General features: G+C 71.8%; 8 protein-coding genes and 1 pseudogene. All 9 read right to left on the bottom strand.

All coding sequences use genetic code 11. The features are described from left to right. Positions 1-40 precede the first annotated feature (40 nt). Complete coding sequence (locus tag ACWGJO_RS01270) at positions 41-997, bottom strand: TIGR03557 family F420-dependent LLM class oxidoreductase (RefSeq protein ID WP_452181574.1); 957 nt, start codon at positions 995-997, stop codon at positions 41-43. 201 nt (positions 998-1198) lie between these two features. Continuing rightward, positions 1199-3367, bottom strand: a complete 2169-nt coding sequence (locus ACWGJO_RS01265) for a catalase (protein WP_452181573.1) — start codon at positions 3365-3367, stop codon at positions 1199-1201. Between the two features lie 502 nt (positions 3368-3869). Continuing rightward, positions 3870-4331, bottom strand: a pseudogene (locus tag ACWGJO_RS01260) (SRPBCC family protein); the annotation flags it as partial. 105 nt (positions 4332-4436) lie between these two features. After that, positions 4437-4742 (bottom strand): WhiB family transcriptional regulator, encoded by a 306-nt coding sequence (locus ACWGJO_RS01255; protein WP_402385746.1) that lies wholly within the window; start codon positions 4740-4742, stop codon positions 4437-4439. Between the two features lie 34 nt (positions 4743-4776). Then, entirely contained in the window at positions 4777-5298 is a 522-nt protein-coding gene (locus ACWGJO_RS01250; protein ID WP_452181572.1) for a DUF1360 domain-containing protein, read from the bottom strand. A gap of 35 nt (positions 5299-5333) precedes the next feature. Next, a complete protein-coding gene (locus tag ACWGJO_RS01245) occupies positions 5334-7094 on the bottom strand; it encodes a glycoside hydrolase family 15 protein (RefSeq protein ID WP_452181571.1) in 1761 nt (586 codons plus the stop codon). Between the two features lie 82 nt (positions 7095-7176). Beyond that, positions 7177-8286: an enolase C-terminal domain-like protein gene (locus tag ACWGJO_RS01240; RefSeq protein WP_452181570.1), complete on the bottom strand. Its 1110-nt coding sequence runs from the start codon at positions 8284-8286 to the stop codon at positions 7177-7179. Between the two features lie 235 nt (positions 8287-8521). Beyond that, on the bottom strand, positions 8522-11581 hold the full coding sequence (locus ACWGJO_RS01235; protein WP_452181569.1) for an FAD-binding and (Fe-S)-binding domain-containing protein: 3060 nt from the start codon (positions 11579-11581) through the stop codon (positions 8522-8524). Positions 11582-11584: 3 nt separating this feature from the next. Further along, positions 11585-13372 (bottom strand): thiamine pyrophosphate-requiring protein, encoded by a 1788-nt coding sequence (locus ACWGJO_RS01230; protein WP_452181568.1) that lies wholly within the window; start codon positions 13370-13372, stop codon positions 11585-11587. Between the last annotated feature and the right edge of the window lie 20 nt (positions 13373-13392).

Genomic DNA, 13392 nt, shown 5'->3' with positions numbered 1-13392 from the left:
GGATCGTCACCGAACCGCGGCGCACCTGCTGTGCCGCAGGTCAGCGCTGAAGGGCCGGCAGCACCAGTTCGCGGTAGGCGTCGAAGAACACCTCCTGGTCCGGGCCGACCTGTCCGACGTACACCTCGTCGAAGCCGGCCCGCGCGTAGGCGCGCACCGTCTCGACGTGCTCCTCCACATCGTCGCCGCAGGTGACGGCGTCGGCGATCATGTCGCGGGTGACCAGTTCACTGGCCTGCTCGAAGTGGGCCGGGGTCGGCAGGATCTGTGCCAGCTCGCCGGGCAGCAGTTCGGTGGGCCACAGGCGGTGTACGACGTCGACGGCCTTGTCCCGGTTGCTGCTCCAGCACACCTTCACCCCGCCGACGACCTTCTTGCCGACGCCGCCGCCGTCCCGGAATGCGGTCACCAGGTCCGCGTCCGGGGTCATGGTGACGAACCCGTCCCCGATCCGCGCGGCCAGCTCCGCGGCCTTCGGGCCGAATCCGGACACGAGGATCGGCAGCGGCTGCTCGGGCGCGCTGTACAGACGGGCGTTGTCGACGGTGTAGTGCCGGCCGCGGTGACTGGTCTGCCGTCCGGTGAACAGCTCCCGCATCACCTCGACCGCCTCTTCCAGCATCTCGGCCCGGTCCTCGAACGAGGGCCACCGGTCGCCGTGGATGTGCTCGTTCAACGCCTCCCCGGAGCCGACGCCCAGGGCGAACCGGCCGTCGAGCAGGACGCTGGAGGTCGCTGCGGCCTGCGCGGTGACGGCCGGATGCAGCCGCACCGTGGGGCAGGTCACCAGCGTGGTGACGGGCAGGCTCACGGCCTGCGACAGTGCGCCGATCATCGACCACACGAACGCGCTGTTGCCCTGCGCCTCGTTCCACGGGTGGAAGTGGTCGGAGATGGCCAGGCGGGTGAAGCCCGCCTGCTGCGCCCGGCGGGCCTGGTCGATCAGCTCCGCCGGGGTGAACTCCTCACAGGACAGGAAGTAGCCGTACTCGGTCATCGGATCCCGCTCCTTCGCACAATGTTCTGCCCCCGCTCGTCAGGCGGCTACCCCCGGCAGCGCCGGACACCACGCTAAGCCGAAGATCCATCGAGCGGTCCCTGACAACGCCGCCCGCCGGTGCACTCCACCGCGAACGGGTGATGCGGACGGAGACCGGCGGGCGGACAGGACAGCACCTGGCGGCTCGGCTCCCGCGAGTCAGCGGTGGGGGAACCGGTGCTGTTCGACGAGGTGGACGAAGTCGTCCCAGAACGACGTTCCGGCCGGCTGCCCCGGTCCGCAGACGGCGACTCCGGCGATCCGGTCCGGCTCGCCGGCCCCTGCGGCCTGCAGGAGCGCGGTCCCGGAGCCGAGCACGGCCATGGGTTTGCCGTGCCGCAGTGCCTCGGTGACGAAGCGGACGGCGTCCGGGTCGGTGACGAGCGCCTGGTCGGCTCCGTCCGGCACCATCACAGCGTCGTAGAGCACCGAGGCGGTGGTGGGCAACGCGCGGTCCACCGGCAGACTCTCGCCATCGCGGGCGGCCAGCTCTCCGCCCCGTGCTGCCAGGGTCTCCACCGTGGCGCCCTCGGCGCCCAACCGCTCGTGGGCGGAGCGCACCTGAGCGGCGTCCGCCCCCGGCCCCGCCAGGACAGCGACCTTGCGGGTGCGGATACCGGCGGCACCCAGGTTGTCCAGGCTCAGTGCCGGGGACAGGCGCGGCCCGGCGGCCTCGCCTCCGTCCTCGACCGAGCCAGGGTCCACAGGCTCCGCGTCCGGTTCCGGCAGGCCCACGTGCCGCGCGACGTCCGCGGCCAGGCCGGCATCGACGTGGACCAGGTTGGCCACCATCCGCCGCCGCACCTCCTGGTCGGCCACCTTGCCCAGCTCGAAGGCGAACGCCGCGACGATGTGCTGCTGCTCCCAGTCGGCCATACTGCGCCAGAACAGTGCGGCCTGGCTGTAGTGGTCGGCGAAGCTGGGGCTGCGGCGGCGGATCGCCGCGCCGTCGATCCGCTCCTGGTAGTGCTCGAAGACCCCCTCGGGCAGTCGGCCGCCGCCCATGGCGGCCGGGCAGCCGCCGCCGACCGAGGCGGGCGCGTAGCTGGTACCAGAGTGGATCACCTGCTGGCCGTAGCCGTCGCGCTGGTTGTTGCGCACGTCGACGAGCGGTCGGTTGACCGGCAGCTGGGAGAAGTTGGGGCCGCCCAGGCGGATCAGCTGGGTGTCCAGGTAGGAGAAGTTGCGGCCCTGCAGAAGCGGGTCGTTGGTGAAGTCGATACCCGGGACGATGTTCGCGGTGTGGAAGGCGACCTGCTCGGTCTCGGCGAAGAAGTTCTCCGGGTTGCAGTTCAGCACCATCCGCCCCACCGGCCGCACCGGCACGAGTTCCTCCGGTACCAGCTTCGTCGGGTCCAGCAGGTCGAACGGGAACGCGAACTCGTCTTCCTCCGGGATCAGCTGGACGCCCAGTTCCCACTCCGGGTACTCGCCGGCCTCGATCGCCTCCCACAGGTCGCGGCGGTGGAAGTCGGGGTCGCGTCCGGCGGTGATCTGGGCCTCGTCCCAGACCTGGCAGGCGACGCCGAGCTTCGGCTTCCAGTGGAACTTGACGAAGGTGCCGCGCCCGTCGGCGTTCACGAGGCGGAAGGTATGCACGCCGAAGCCCTGCATCATCCGGAAGCTGCGCGGGATCGCCCGGTCGGACATCGCCCACATCAGCATGTGCGTGGACTCCGGCTGGAGCGAGCAGAAGTCCCAGAACGTGTCGTGCGCCGAGCCGCCGGTGGGGATCTCGTTGTGAGGTTCCATCTTCACCGCGTGCACGAAGTCGGGGAACTTGATCGCGTCCTGGATGAAGAACACCGGCATGTTGTTGCCGACCAGGTCGTAGTTGCCGTGCCGGGTGTAGAACTTGGTGGCGAAGCCGCGCACGTCGCGGACGGTGTCGGCCGAGCCGCGCGGGCCCTGGACGGTCGAGAAGCGCACGAACACCGGGGTTCGGCGCCCGGCCTCCTGGAGGAAATCCGCGCAGGTGAACTCGGCCAGCGACTCGTACGGTTCGAAGAAGCCGTACGCGCCCGCGCCGCGGGCGTGCACCACCCGCTCGGGGATGCGCTCGTGGTCGAAGCGGGTGAGCTTCTCCCGCAGCTGGAAGTCCTCCAGCAGCGTGGGGCCGCGCTCGCCGGTGGTCAGGGAGTTGTCGGTGTCGTCGACGCGCACCCCCTGATCGGTGGTGAGCGGACCGTCCGGGGCGGGTGCCCGGAAGGCGTCCAGTGCGGTGTCCTTGGCGTCGCGCTCGTCCCGAGCGGGAGGGCCCGGGTCGGGTGTCTCGGTGACCAGGGGCGCGTGGGGGCGCCCTTCGGGCGGTCCGGGATTGATGGTCATCTCCAAGCTCTCCGTCCTTCGAGCGGTACCGGGCAGGCCGTGGCCACCCGCGCTACGGTCGCGGCTGCCCACCGGATGGCGTCGGAAACCGGCTCGCCCCGATCGGAGCCCAGAGGCGCCTCCGCGAGCCCGCAGCCCGAAAGCGCGTCAGCGGCCCCACCTCCCCGGAGCCCAGCATGTTCGACGCCGGGCGCCGGCCAACCGGCCGCCCGCAGCCGGCCGCCCAATCCCGGCGACGCCGAGGCCATCGTGGACCTCGACGTTGCCGGGGACTGCGTTCCAGAGCGGGGGCAGCCTGGGCGGTGCCGCCGTCGAACATCGGCGGGCCACCGGTCGGCCGTGCCTGTCAGCCGTGACGCATGTCGTCCGGGTCGATGACTGAGGAGGCCGGATCACCCTGGGAGCCCGGTTGGGCGTCGTCGGGCGGCGGCGGAGCGCCTTCGGCGGTCATCCGCGACTGTGGGGTCTCCCGCACGGGGGCGTCCCCGGTGGCCGGGCCCGCTGCATCGCCCGGGGTGACGCGCCCACGCCAGCTGCCGCTCTCCTGGCCGCGCTCCTCGATGAAGCCCTTGAAGCGCTTGAGGTCACCCTTCACCTGCCGGTCGAGAACGCCGAGCATGGCGCCCGCCTTCTCGGTCACGCCTTGGGGATCGAACTCCATGGCCAGGACGACGCGGGTGTGGGCGTCGTCCAGTGACTCGAAGCTGACGACGCCCTTCTGCTGCACGTCGCCGCTCACGGTGCGCCACGCGATCCGCGTGTCCGGGAGCTGGTCGATGATCTCGGTGTCGAACTCGCGGCGGGCGCCGGCCACCTTGGTCGTCCAGTGGCAGTGCCGGTCGTCGGTCTGGCGGACCTCCTCCACTCCGGCCATGAAGCGGGGGAAGTCCTCGAACTGCGTCCACTGGTTGTAGGCGCGGTGCAGCGGGACGTCGACGTCAATGGATTCCTTCACGGTGCTCATTGAGATTTCCTCCTGAAGGATTCAGCCCGGATATTTTCGTCACCGGTCGGGCGCCTTCCCGGTGTCCCCCGTCGTAATCGCCCGAAGCGGGTCGCGGGCAGCGCGTCAGGCTGCGTGCCGCGCGGCGGGTCGGGAGGGCGCGGGAGCGAGGAGTTCGAGGCGTTCGTCTTCGGTGAGGCCGCCCCACACCCCGTAGGGCTCCCGAACCTCCAGAGCGTGCTCACGGCAAGCGTCGGCCACCGGGCAGCGAGCACATACCTGTTTCGCGGCTTCCTCGCGGCTGTCGTGGGCTTGGCCGCGCTCCCCGGAAGGGTGGAAGAAGAGGTCGGTGCCGAGGTGCCGGCACGCCGCTCGCAGCTGCCAGTTCCAGTGGTGTTCGAAGGCGCCGGGCAGGCGCGAGATGTCGGTCATCGGATTCCTCTCTTGATAGGCAGGGGCGTCGCGGTCAGGAGTCGCCCTGGAGTCGGCCGCGGCACAACTGCAGCAGGTCGGCGCCGGCGACAGCGCTGAGGACGGTAGTGGTCACGCGCGCGGCGGCGGGGGCGAAGATGTGGGCCGCGGTCAAGGCGGTGGCGGTCCACAGGCCGGCGCAGTAGGGGCAGGTGGCCAGTTCGCCCACGGCGTGGCGCATGCCGGTGCCGCGCACGTCCTCCGCCAGCTCTGCAGGTCCTGCGGTACCGCGGTACCGGGTGAACGGGGCCCGCAGGGGGCTGGTGACCGGGTCCTTGGTCAGCATCCGCGCCAGTTGGTGGGTGGCGCCGGCGAGCATCACGACCTCGAAGGGCCCCAGGCGCGGCAGCGCGCGCCGGGTGGCCCACGCGGCGCCGCCGATCCCCGCGACAACGCTCGTGTACGTGCCCAGCAAGGCGAGGTAGCCGGCCAGTGGCCGCTCCTCCTCGCCCTGGTAGGCGTCCTGCTGGTCGGCGGCTGCGCGCCGGGCCCAGCGGATCGGACGGGTCAGGCTCACGGTCGACTCCTGCCTTCTGCGGGTGGGACGGCGGTTCAGGACTGGCCAGGCCGCGCCAGACGGGCGGCGGCTTCGAGCATCAGGGCGTGGACGAAGGCCTGGGGCAGGTTGCCGCGCAGCTGGCGCTGGGCGACGTCGAACTCCTCCGCGTACAGGCCGGGCGGCCCGCAGGCGGCGCGGTTGCGTTCGAACCAGCGCACCGCCTCCACCTCGTTGTGCTGCTGGTGCTCGGCCAGGGCCATCACGAACCCGCACAGCAGGAAAGCCCCTTCGGCGTCTTCGAGGGGCCGCTGGTCATGGCGGAACCGGTAGACGTAGTGGTCCTGGGCGAGGTCGGCGCGCACCGCGTGCAGGGTGGCGGTGGTGCGGGGATCCTCTGCGGGAAGGGCGCCGCGGATGGCGGGCAGCAACAGGGCCGCGTCCACCCCCGCCTGGTCCGGGGAGCGCTGCCACCGGCCTGTGGGGTGCAGGCAGTCGGCGGAGGTTTCGGCGACGATCGCGTCCGCCAGCGCCTCCCAGCCGCCGGCGCGCCCAGTGTCGGTGCGAGGGGCTGCGGCGGCGATCGCGCGCAGGCCGGCGGCACAGGTGAGGCGGCTGTGTGCCCAGCGGTCGTCGTGCAGTTCCCAGATCCCGGCGTCCGGCTCGCGGTGCCGGGTGGCGATCACGTCGGCGGCGGTGAGCGCGGCCTGCCAGCCGTCCGCGTCGAGGCGGTCGTGGTGGGCGGCTGCCGCAAGGAGCAGCAGGCTCTCCCCGAACACGTCCAGCTGGAACTGGCGGTTGACGTGGTTGCCGACCACGTCGAAGCCGCCGGGGTAGCCGGGCAGGTCGAGGGTGCGCCGGTCGGGCACTGGCGCACCGGTGGCGGTGTAGGCGGGAGCGAGCGCCGGGCCGTGTTCGAGCAGGCGGGCGGTGACGAAGCATGCGGAGTCGTTCAGCAGCTGGTGCGGTCCGGCGGCGGCGACGGCTTGGCCGATGTAGGCCTGGTCGCGGATCCACACGTAGCGGTAGTCGTAGTTGCGGCCCTGCTCGGCCCGCTCCGGCAGGCTCGTGGTGGCCGCGGCCACCGTGCCGCCGCCGGGGCCGGTCAGGCCGGCCAGGACCGCGTAGGCATGCCGGGCGTCGCGCTGCTCGATCGTTCCCGCGAGGTCGGTCACACGCCTCTCCCAGGCCGCCTCGGTGCCCCGCCACAGCACATCGGCCGGCTCCGGTCGCGGCAGCGGGCGGTCGGAGATCTCCAGGACCAGGTCGTGGCCGGCCCCGGATTCCAGCCGCACGGTGGTGCGCAGCCCCGCGTCGCTGCTGCGTGCGTCCGGTACGCCGCTCCAGCGCAGGTACAGCTCCCCGGCCCGGGCCGTCCACCGTCCCTGGCCGTCCTGACGCACCTGGCACAGCCGGTGGGCGCCGAAGCCTGCTGCCGGTCGCAGGTCCACATCGAGGTGGGCGTCACCGTCGACGGCCAGGATCCGGCGCAGCACCACCGCCCGGTGCGGGTCGCCGGGGTGGGCGAGGGCTTCGCGGCACTCGATGATGCCGCTGGTGGTGATCCAGCGGCTGCGCCAGATGAGGCTGCCGCTCTCGTAGTAGCCGCCCCAGACGAACGGTTCGGTGGGGGTGACGGAGTACCAGCCGGGGCCGCCGATGAGGGCGGAGAAGACGGCGTCGCTGTCCCAGGTGGGTGCGCACATCCACACGATGTCGCCGCGCGGTCCTACCAGGGCGCCGCGCTCGCCGTCCGCGAGCAGGGCGTAGTCGCGCAGAGCGTGTGGGGCGGGCGGGTCATCGGTGAAGCCGGTCAACGTCTCATCTCCTCGATGCGGGGCCACCCGTCCGCGGGCGGGATGGCGCCCGGCGGTCGCTGTCGCGGGTGGGCCGGCCTCCTCAGGCGTGGACACGAACGTGCTCCGCCACCTCGGACCGGATCGTCAGGCCGAGGCCGGGCTCCCCGCTCCGGCCCGGGCGCACGGATCCGCCGACCGGGCTGAGGGTTCCCTCGAACAGGAGATTCTCGATCCGGACGTGGTCGTGGAACCACTCCAGGTGGCGCAGGTTGGGGATCGCGGCGGCCGCGTGGGCGTGGATGTGCGGGGCGCAGTGCCCGGACAGCTGGAGACCGTGCGCCTGCGCGAGGGCGGCGGCGCGCAGCCAGACCGTGATGCCGCCGCAGCGGGTGGCGTCTGCCTGCAGGCAGTCGACGGCCGGGGCCATGCGGGCGAAGTAGGGCAGGTCATAGCCGTACTCGCCGGCCGCGACGTCGGCGGTGACGGCGTCGCGGACGAGGGCGAGGCCGGTGAGGTCGTCGGAGGAGACTGGCTCCTCGAACCAGCTCACACCCACACCGGCCAGGGTCCGTCCGACGCGGACGGCCTGCTTGCGGGTGTAGGCGCCGTTCGCGTCGACGTACAGCTCGGCGTCGTCGCCGACCACGCGGCGGGCCTGCTCGGTGCGCTCCAGATCGCGCCGCTCCTCGGTGCCCCAGCTCTCACCGATCTTGATCTTGAAGTGGGTAAAGCCCTGTTCCGCCCAGCCTTCGAGCTGCTCGGCGAGTTGCCGCTCGGTGTAGGTCGTGAAGCCGCCGCTTCCGTACACGGGGACCTCGCCCCGGGCGGCGCCGAGCAGGTCGATGAGCGGGAGGTCGAGCAAGCGGCCCTTGAGGTCCCACAGGGCGATGTCGACGGCCGAGATCGCGCCGGCGACCACGCCGGGCCGGCCGGCATTGCGCACCGCGCGGCTCATCGCCTCGTTCGCGGCCGGGACGTCGAACGCCGGGCGACCGACAACCGTGTCCCGGAGCTGTCCGGTGATCACGTGGGCGGTGGCGGGTGCGCCGTAGGTCCAGCCCACGCCGGTGGTACTGCCGCAGCGCGCGTGGACCAGGACCATGGTGGTGGAGTCCCAGGCGAGTGTGCCGTCGGCCTCCGGGGCGTCGGTGGGGAAGTCGAGGACCTGCACCTTCAGTTCCTCGACGATCGGGGCGGTGGCAGCGGTCATGACGCTGCGTCAGCGAATCGCTGGGCGAGGCCGGGCCCGGGGCCGGTGCGGAGCCGGAAGCCGACCGGCTCGCGGAGTGCTTCGCGCGAAGCGTCGCGGCACAGGTCCTGCCCCCGTTCGGCGGGGCCGCAGGCGCCTTCGGGCCGGGATATCGGTGGGCGTCGGCGGCGGTCGCCGTTGACGCTGGCGGCCCGGGTCCCGCGGTGGAGCCGCTCGTGCAGGGAATCCACGGTAATTACCTCCTCCTGGCACGGTGTCGGGCGGCGAGGACAGCGCCCGCCGCCAGGCCGGTCACGGTTCCCGCCACGCCTGCCGTCAGCAGCCGGGCCGCGGCGGTGCGCGGCCCGGGGCGCGGGACCGCCTTCTCGGGGTGGTCGCTGGGCGGTGGTCCGTCCATGGCCAGGGCGAGGGCCTCGGCCAGGTGCAGCGCCTGGCGGCCGGTGTCGGCTTGGTCGATCTGGGTGCGGCAGCTGAAGCCGTCTGCCAGGACGAAGGCGCTGGGCGCGGTGTCGCGGACGGCGGGCAGGACGCCCTGCTCGGCGATGGTTCGGGACAGGTCGTAATGGCCTTGCTCGAAGCCGAAGTTGCCGGCCAGGCCGCAGCAACCCTCGTCGAGCACGTTCGCATCCAGGCCCGCGCGGCGCATCAGTTCGCGGTCCGGGTCGGTGCCAAGGACGGCGTGCTGGTGGCAGTGGGTCTGCACGGTCGCGGCCCGGCTGATCCGCTGGGGTTGCCAGCCGTCGGGCGCGTGGTTGACGAGGTGTTCGGCGAAGGTCCGCATCTGCGCCGCGAGGCGGGTGATGTCCTGGTCCCCGGCGAGCAGGTCGGGGGCGTCGGTGCGGAAGACCGCGGTGCAGGAGGGTTCGAGACCGATGATCGGCGTCCCGGCCTCCAGCCACGGCCGCAGCACTGTCGTGGTGCGCTTCAGGACTGTTCGGGCGGTGACGAGTTGGCCCGTGGAGATCCACGTCAGGCCGCAACACACCGGCCCGTCCGGCACCGCTACCCGGAACCCGGCGTCCTCCAGCACGCGGACCGCGGCCTCGGCGATGTGGGGGTGGAAGTGGTTGGTGAAGGTGTCCGGCCACAGCAGTACGGTGCGCGGATCAGCCGGATCGGGCTCATGCCTGCCGGGTCGGTGCCAGGACTCCTGGAACGACTCGGCGGCGAACAGGGGCGCGGCGCGGCGCGGGTCGATCCCCGCCAACCGCTTACCCAGCCACCCGAGACCAGGGGCGTGCAGGGCGGCGTTGGCCAGGCCCGGTGCGACACGGGCCAGCCGTGCCCACAGCGGGAGCCAGCCCATGGCGTAGTGGGCGGCCGGGCGCAGCCGGCCCTCGTAGTGGTGGGCGAGGAACTCGGCCTTGTAGGTGGCCATGTCGACGCCGACCGGGCAGTCGGACTTGCAGCCCTTGCAGGCCAGGCACAGGTCGAGGGCGTCGCGGACTTCGGTGGAGCGCCAGCTGCCGGTGACCGGGGAGTCGTCGTGGCCGCCGAGCATTTCGAACAGCAGGCGTGCCCGGCCGCGGGTGGAGTGCTCCTCCTCTCCGGTGGCGCGGTAGGAGGGGCACATCACGCCGCCCTGGTGGGTGCGGCAGTTGCCGATCCCGACGCAGCGCAGCACCGCCCGGCCGAAGTCGTTGCCGTCCTCGGAATACGCGAAGTGCGTCTCCAATGGCTCGGGCCGCCAGGTGGCGCCGAGGCGCAGGTTGGTATCCACGCGGTGGGGGTGGACGACCTTGCCGGGGTTCATCCGGTTGCCCGGGTCGAACAGCGCCTTCACTTCGCCCATCGCCTCGATCAGGGCGGGCGTGAACATGCGGGGCAGCAGCTCGCCGCGGGCCTGCCCGTCACCGTGCTCGCCCGACAGCGACCCGCCGTAGGAGGCGACCAGGTCGGCGGCGTCGAACAGGAAGGCGCGGAAGTCCTCGATGCCCTTGCCTTCGCGCAGTTCGAACGGGATCCGGGTGTGCACGCAGCCCTGCCCGAAGTGCCCGTACAGGGAGGCCTGCTGGTAGCCGTAGCGGTCGAAGAGCCGCTCGAGGTCGCGCAGGTAGTCGCCCAGTTTCTCCGGCGCGACCGCGGAGTCCTCCCAGCCCTCCCATGTCTCGGAGCCGTCCGGCGGCCGGGCGGTGACGCCGAGTCCCGCCTCGCGGGCCCTGAGCATCTCCTGTTCGCGCGCCGGATCGTCGGAGAGCGCCACCCGTGGGTCGTCCTCCTCGCGGTCCAGCGCCTGCAGCAGCTCGTACGCCTGCGCGTCCGCCTCCTGTTTCGTGTCGCCGGTGAACTGGACCAGCAGCCAACTGTCGCCCTCGGGCAGGCTGTCCAGCGAGTCCAGGTAGGCGTGCTCCTCGCGCATGAGCTGCGCCATGCGTCCATCGATGGCCTCCAACTGGGTGGGGCGGCTGTGCTCGAGAAGGTCCGGGACGGCGTCGGCGGCCTGGTAGATGTCGTCAAAGCCCAGGACCAGCAGTGCCTCGGCGGCCGGCACGTCGACCAGCTCGAGCTCGGCCCGCAGGACGGTCACCAGGGTGCCCTCGCTGCCCACCAAGGCCCGAGCGAGGTCGAAGCCGTTCTCCGGCAGCAAGGAGTCCAGGTTGTAGCCCGAGACCCGACGCGGGATCTTCGGGTAGCCCGTGCGGATCTCGGCCAGATGGCGGTCGGCGAGGTCCTTCAGGCCCTGGTACAGCCGGGCGCGCCCGCCGCCTTCGGTCATGATCCGCTCGAACTGCGCCCGGTCCGTCGGGCCGGCCCAGAATCGGGTTCCCTCGTACGTGAGCACTTCCAGGCGGTGGACGTTGTCGACGGTCTTGCCGTAGGCCTGGGCGGAGGCCCCGCAGCTGTTGTTGCCGATCATGCCGCCCAGCGCACAGTGGCTGTGCGTGGACGGCTTGGGCCCGAACTTCAGGCCGTGCGGCGCGAGTTGCCGGTTGAGTTCGTCCAGCACGATGCCCGGCTCGACCACACAGGTCCGCGCCTCGGGGTCCACCGAGAGCAGGCGGTTGCAGTACTTGGTCCAGTCGATGACCACCGCCTCGTTGGTGCACTGCCCCCCGAGGCTGGTACCGCCCCCGCGCGAGAGCACCGGCGCGCCGAAGCGGGCGCACACAGCCACCGCGGCGGCACCGGCCTCCACCGTGCGGGGTACGACCACGCCGATCGGGATCTGCCGGTAGTTGGAGCCGTCGGTCGCGTACGCCCCGCGGCTGCCCGCGTCGAAGCGGACCTCGCCGTCCACCTCCGCGCGAAGCGCGTGTTCCAGTGCGGCGAGATCGACCTTCTGGCTGCCGGACATCGGTCAGCTCCGTCCGTTGCCGGGCAGGAACTCCTGGATCTTCGCCTTGACGCCCTGCTGGACCACCGATGACCGGTCGCTGTCGCCCTTGAGGACGGAGAGCGCCGCGGCCTTGATCTGGTCCCAGCTGGCGTGCGGCGGAATCGGCGGCACCGCCGGATCGGTGCGGAAGTCGATGACGAACGGGCGGTCCGCCGCCAGCGCCTGACGCCACGCCGACTCCACGTCCTCGGGCCGCTCCACCCTCACCCCGGCAAGGCCGAATGTCCTGGCGATGTCGGCGTAGCGGACGTCGGGCAGGCTCTGCGAGGGTTCGAACTGCGGGGCGCCCTGCATCGCGCGCATCTCCCAGGTGACCTGGTTCAGGTCGTGGTTGTTCAGCACGGCGACGACCATGCGCGGGTCGGCCCACTCCCGGTAGTACTTCGCAGCGGTGATCAGCTCCGCGAGGCCGTTCATCTGCATGGCGCCGTCACCGACGATCGCGATCGCCGGCCTGTCGGGGTGCGCGAACTTCGCGCCGATCACGTACGGCACGCCCGGCCCCATGGTCGCCAGCGTGCCCGACAGAGAGCCGCGCATGTCACCGCGCATCCGCAGATGGCGGGCGTACCAGTTCGCCGCGGAGCCGGAGTCCGCGGCGAGGATCGCGTTGTCGGGCAGTAGCGCGTCCAGGGCGTGGACGACGAGTTCGGGGTTGACCGGGTCCGCGGACACCTCGGCGCGGCGCTGCATGACCTCCCACCAGCGCGCCGCGTTGTCCTCCACTGTTTTGCGCCAGGTGCCGTCCGCCTTGGGCTCCAGCAGCGGGATCAGCCGGCGAAGGGTCTCGCCGGCGTCGCCGACGAGGTTGACCTCGAACGGGTAGCGCAGTCCGACCATGGACGGGTCGATGTCGATCTGCACCGCCCGTGCCTGGTCGAACTCGGGCAGGAACTGGGTGTAGGGGAAGCTGGATCCGATCACGAGGAGCGTGTCGCAGTCCCGCATCATCTCGTAGGACGGGCGGGTGCCGAGCAGGCCGATCGATCCGGTCACGTACGGCAGGGTGTCGGGAAGCGCGTCTTTGCCGAGCAACGCCTTCGCAACGCCGGCGCCGAGCCGGTCAGCGACCTGTTCCACCTCGGGCCGGGCCGAGCGGGCGCCCTGCCCGATCAGCATCGCCACCTTCTCGCCCGCGTTGAGGATCTCCGCGGCCTTCGCGAGATCCTGGTCGGCCGGGACCGGGGCGTAGCGGGGGACACCGAGGCTGGACGGGATCTGCTTGAACGCGTGCGCCGGGGGCTCGTAGTCGAGTTCCTGCACATCCGCCGGGATGATCACAGCGGTGACCGTGCGCCGGGTGGCCGCGATGCGCATCGCGCGGTCCAGGACGTTGGGCAGCTGGGCGGGGACGGTGACCATCTCGCAGAACTCCGAGGCCACGTCCTTGAACAGGCTGAGCAGGTCGACCTCCTGCTGGTAGGAGCCACCCATCGCACTGCGGTCGGTCTGGCCGACGATCGCGACCACCGGCACGTGGTCGAGCTTGGCGTCGTAGAGCCCGTTCAGCAGGTGGATCGCGCCAGGGCCCGACGTGGCCGCGCACACCCCGGTGCGCCCGGAGAACTTCGCGTACCCGACGGCCTCGAACGCGGCCATCTCCTCGTGCCGCGCCTGCACGAACCGAGGCGTGTTCTCGGCGCGGCCCCAGGCGGCGAGCAGCCCGTTGATCCCGTCCCCGGGGAAGGCGAAGACGTACTCCACCCCCCACGCGCGCAGCCGCTCCAGCACGTAATCGGAAACCTTCATCACCCAACTCCTCCACTGCG

Source organism: Kitasatospora sp. NPDC054795, assembly GCF_053611565.1.
Note: the sequence above shows the minus strand (reverse complement) of the source record. Positions and strands in the feature narration are given on the sequence as shown.

Bases quoted from the DNA above. Each gene is read 5' to 3' on its own strand.
- ACWGJO_RS01265 (WP_452181573.1), bottom strand. From the start codon at position 3,367: ATGACCATCAATCCCGGACCGCCCGAAGGGCGCCCCCACGCGCCCCTG.
- ACWGJO_RS01255 (WP_402385746.1), bottom strand. From the start codon at position 4,742: ATGACCGACATCTCGCGCCTGCCCGGCGCCTTCGAACACCACTGGAAC.
- ACWGJO_RS01240 (WP_452181570.1), bottom strand. From the start codon at position 8,286: ATGACCGCTGCCACCGCCCCGATCGTCGAGGAACTGAAGGTGCAGGTC.
- ACWGJO_RS01235 (WP_452181569.1), bottom strand. From the start codon at position 11,581: ATGTCCGGCAGCCAGAAGGTCGATCTCGCCGCACTGGAACACGCGCTT.
- ACWGJO_RS01270 (WP_452181574.1), bottom strand. From the start codon at position 997: ATGACCGAGTACGGCTACTTCCTGTCCTGTGAGGAGTTCACCCCGGCG.
- ACWGJO_RS01230 (WP_452181568.1), bottom strand. From the start codon at position 13,372: ATGAAGGTTTCCGATTACGTGCTGGAGCGGCTGCGCGCGTGGGGGGTG.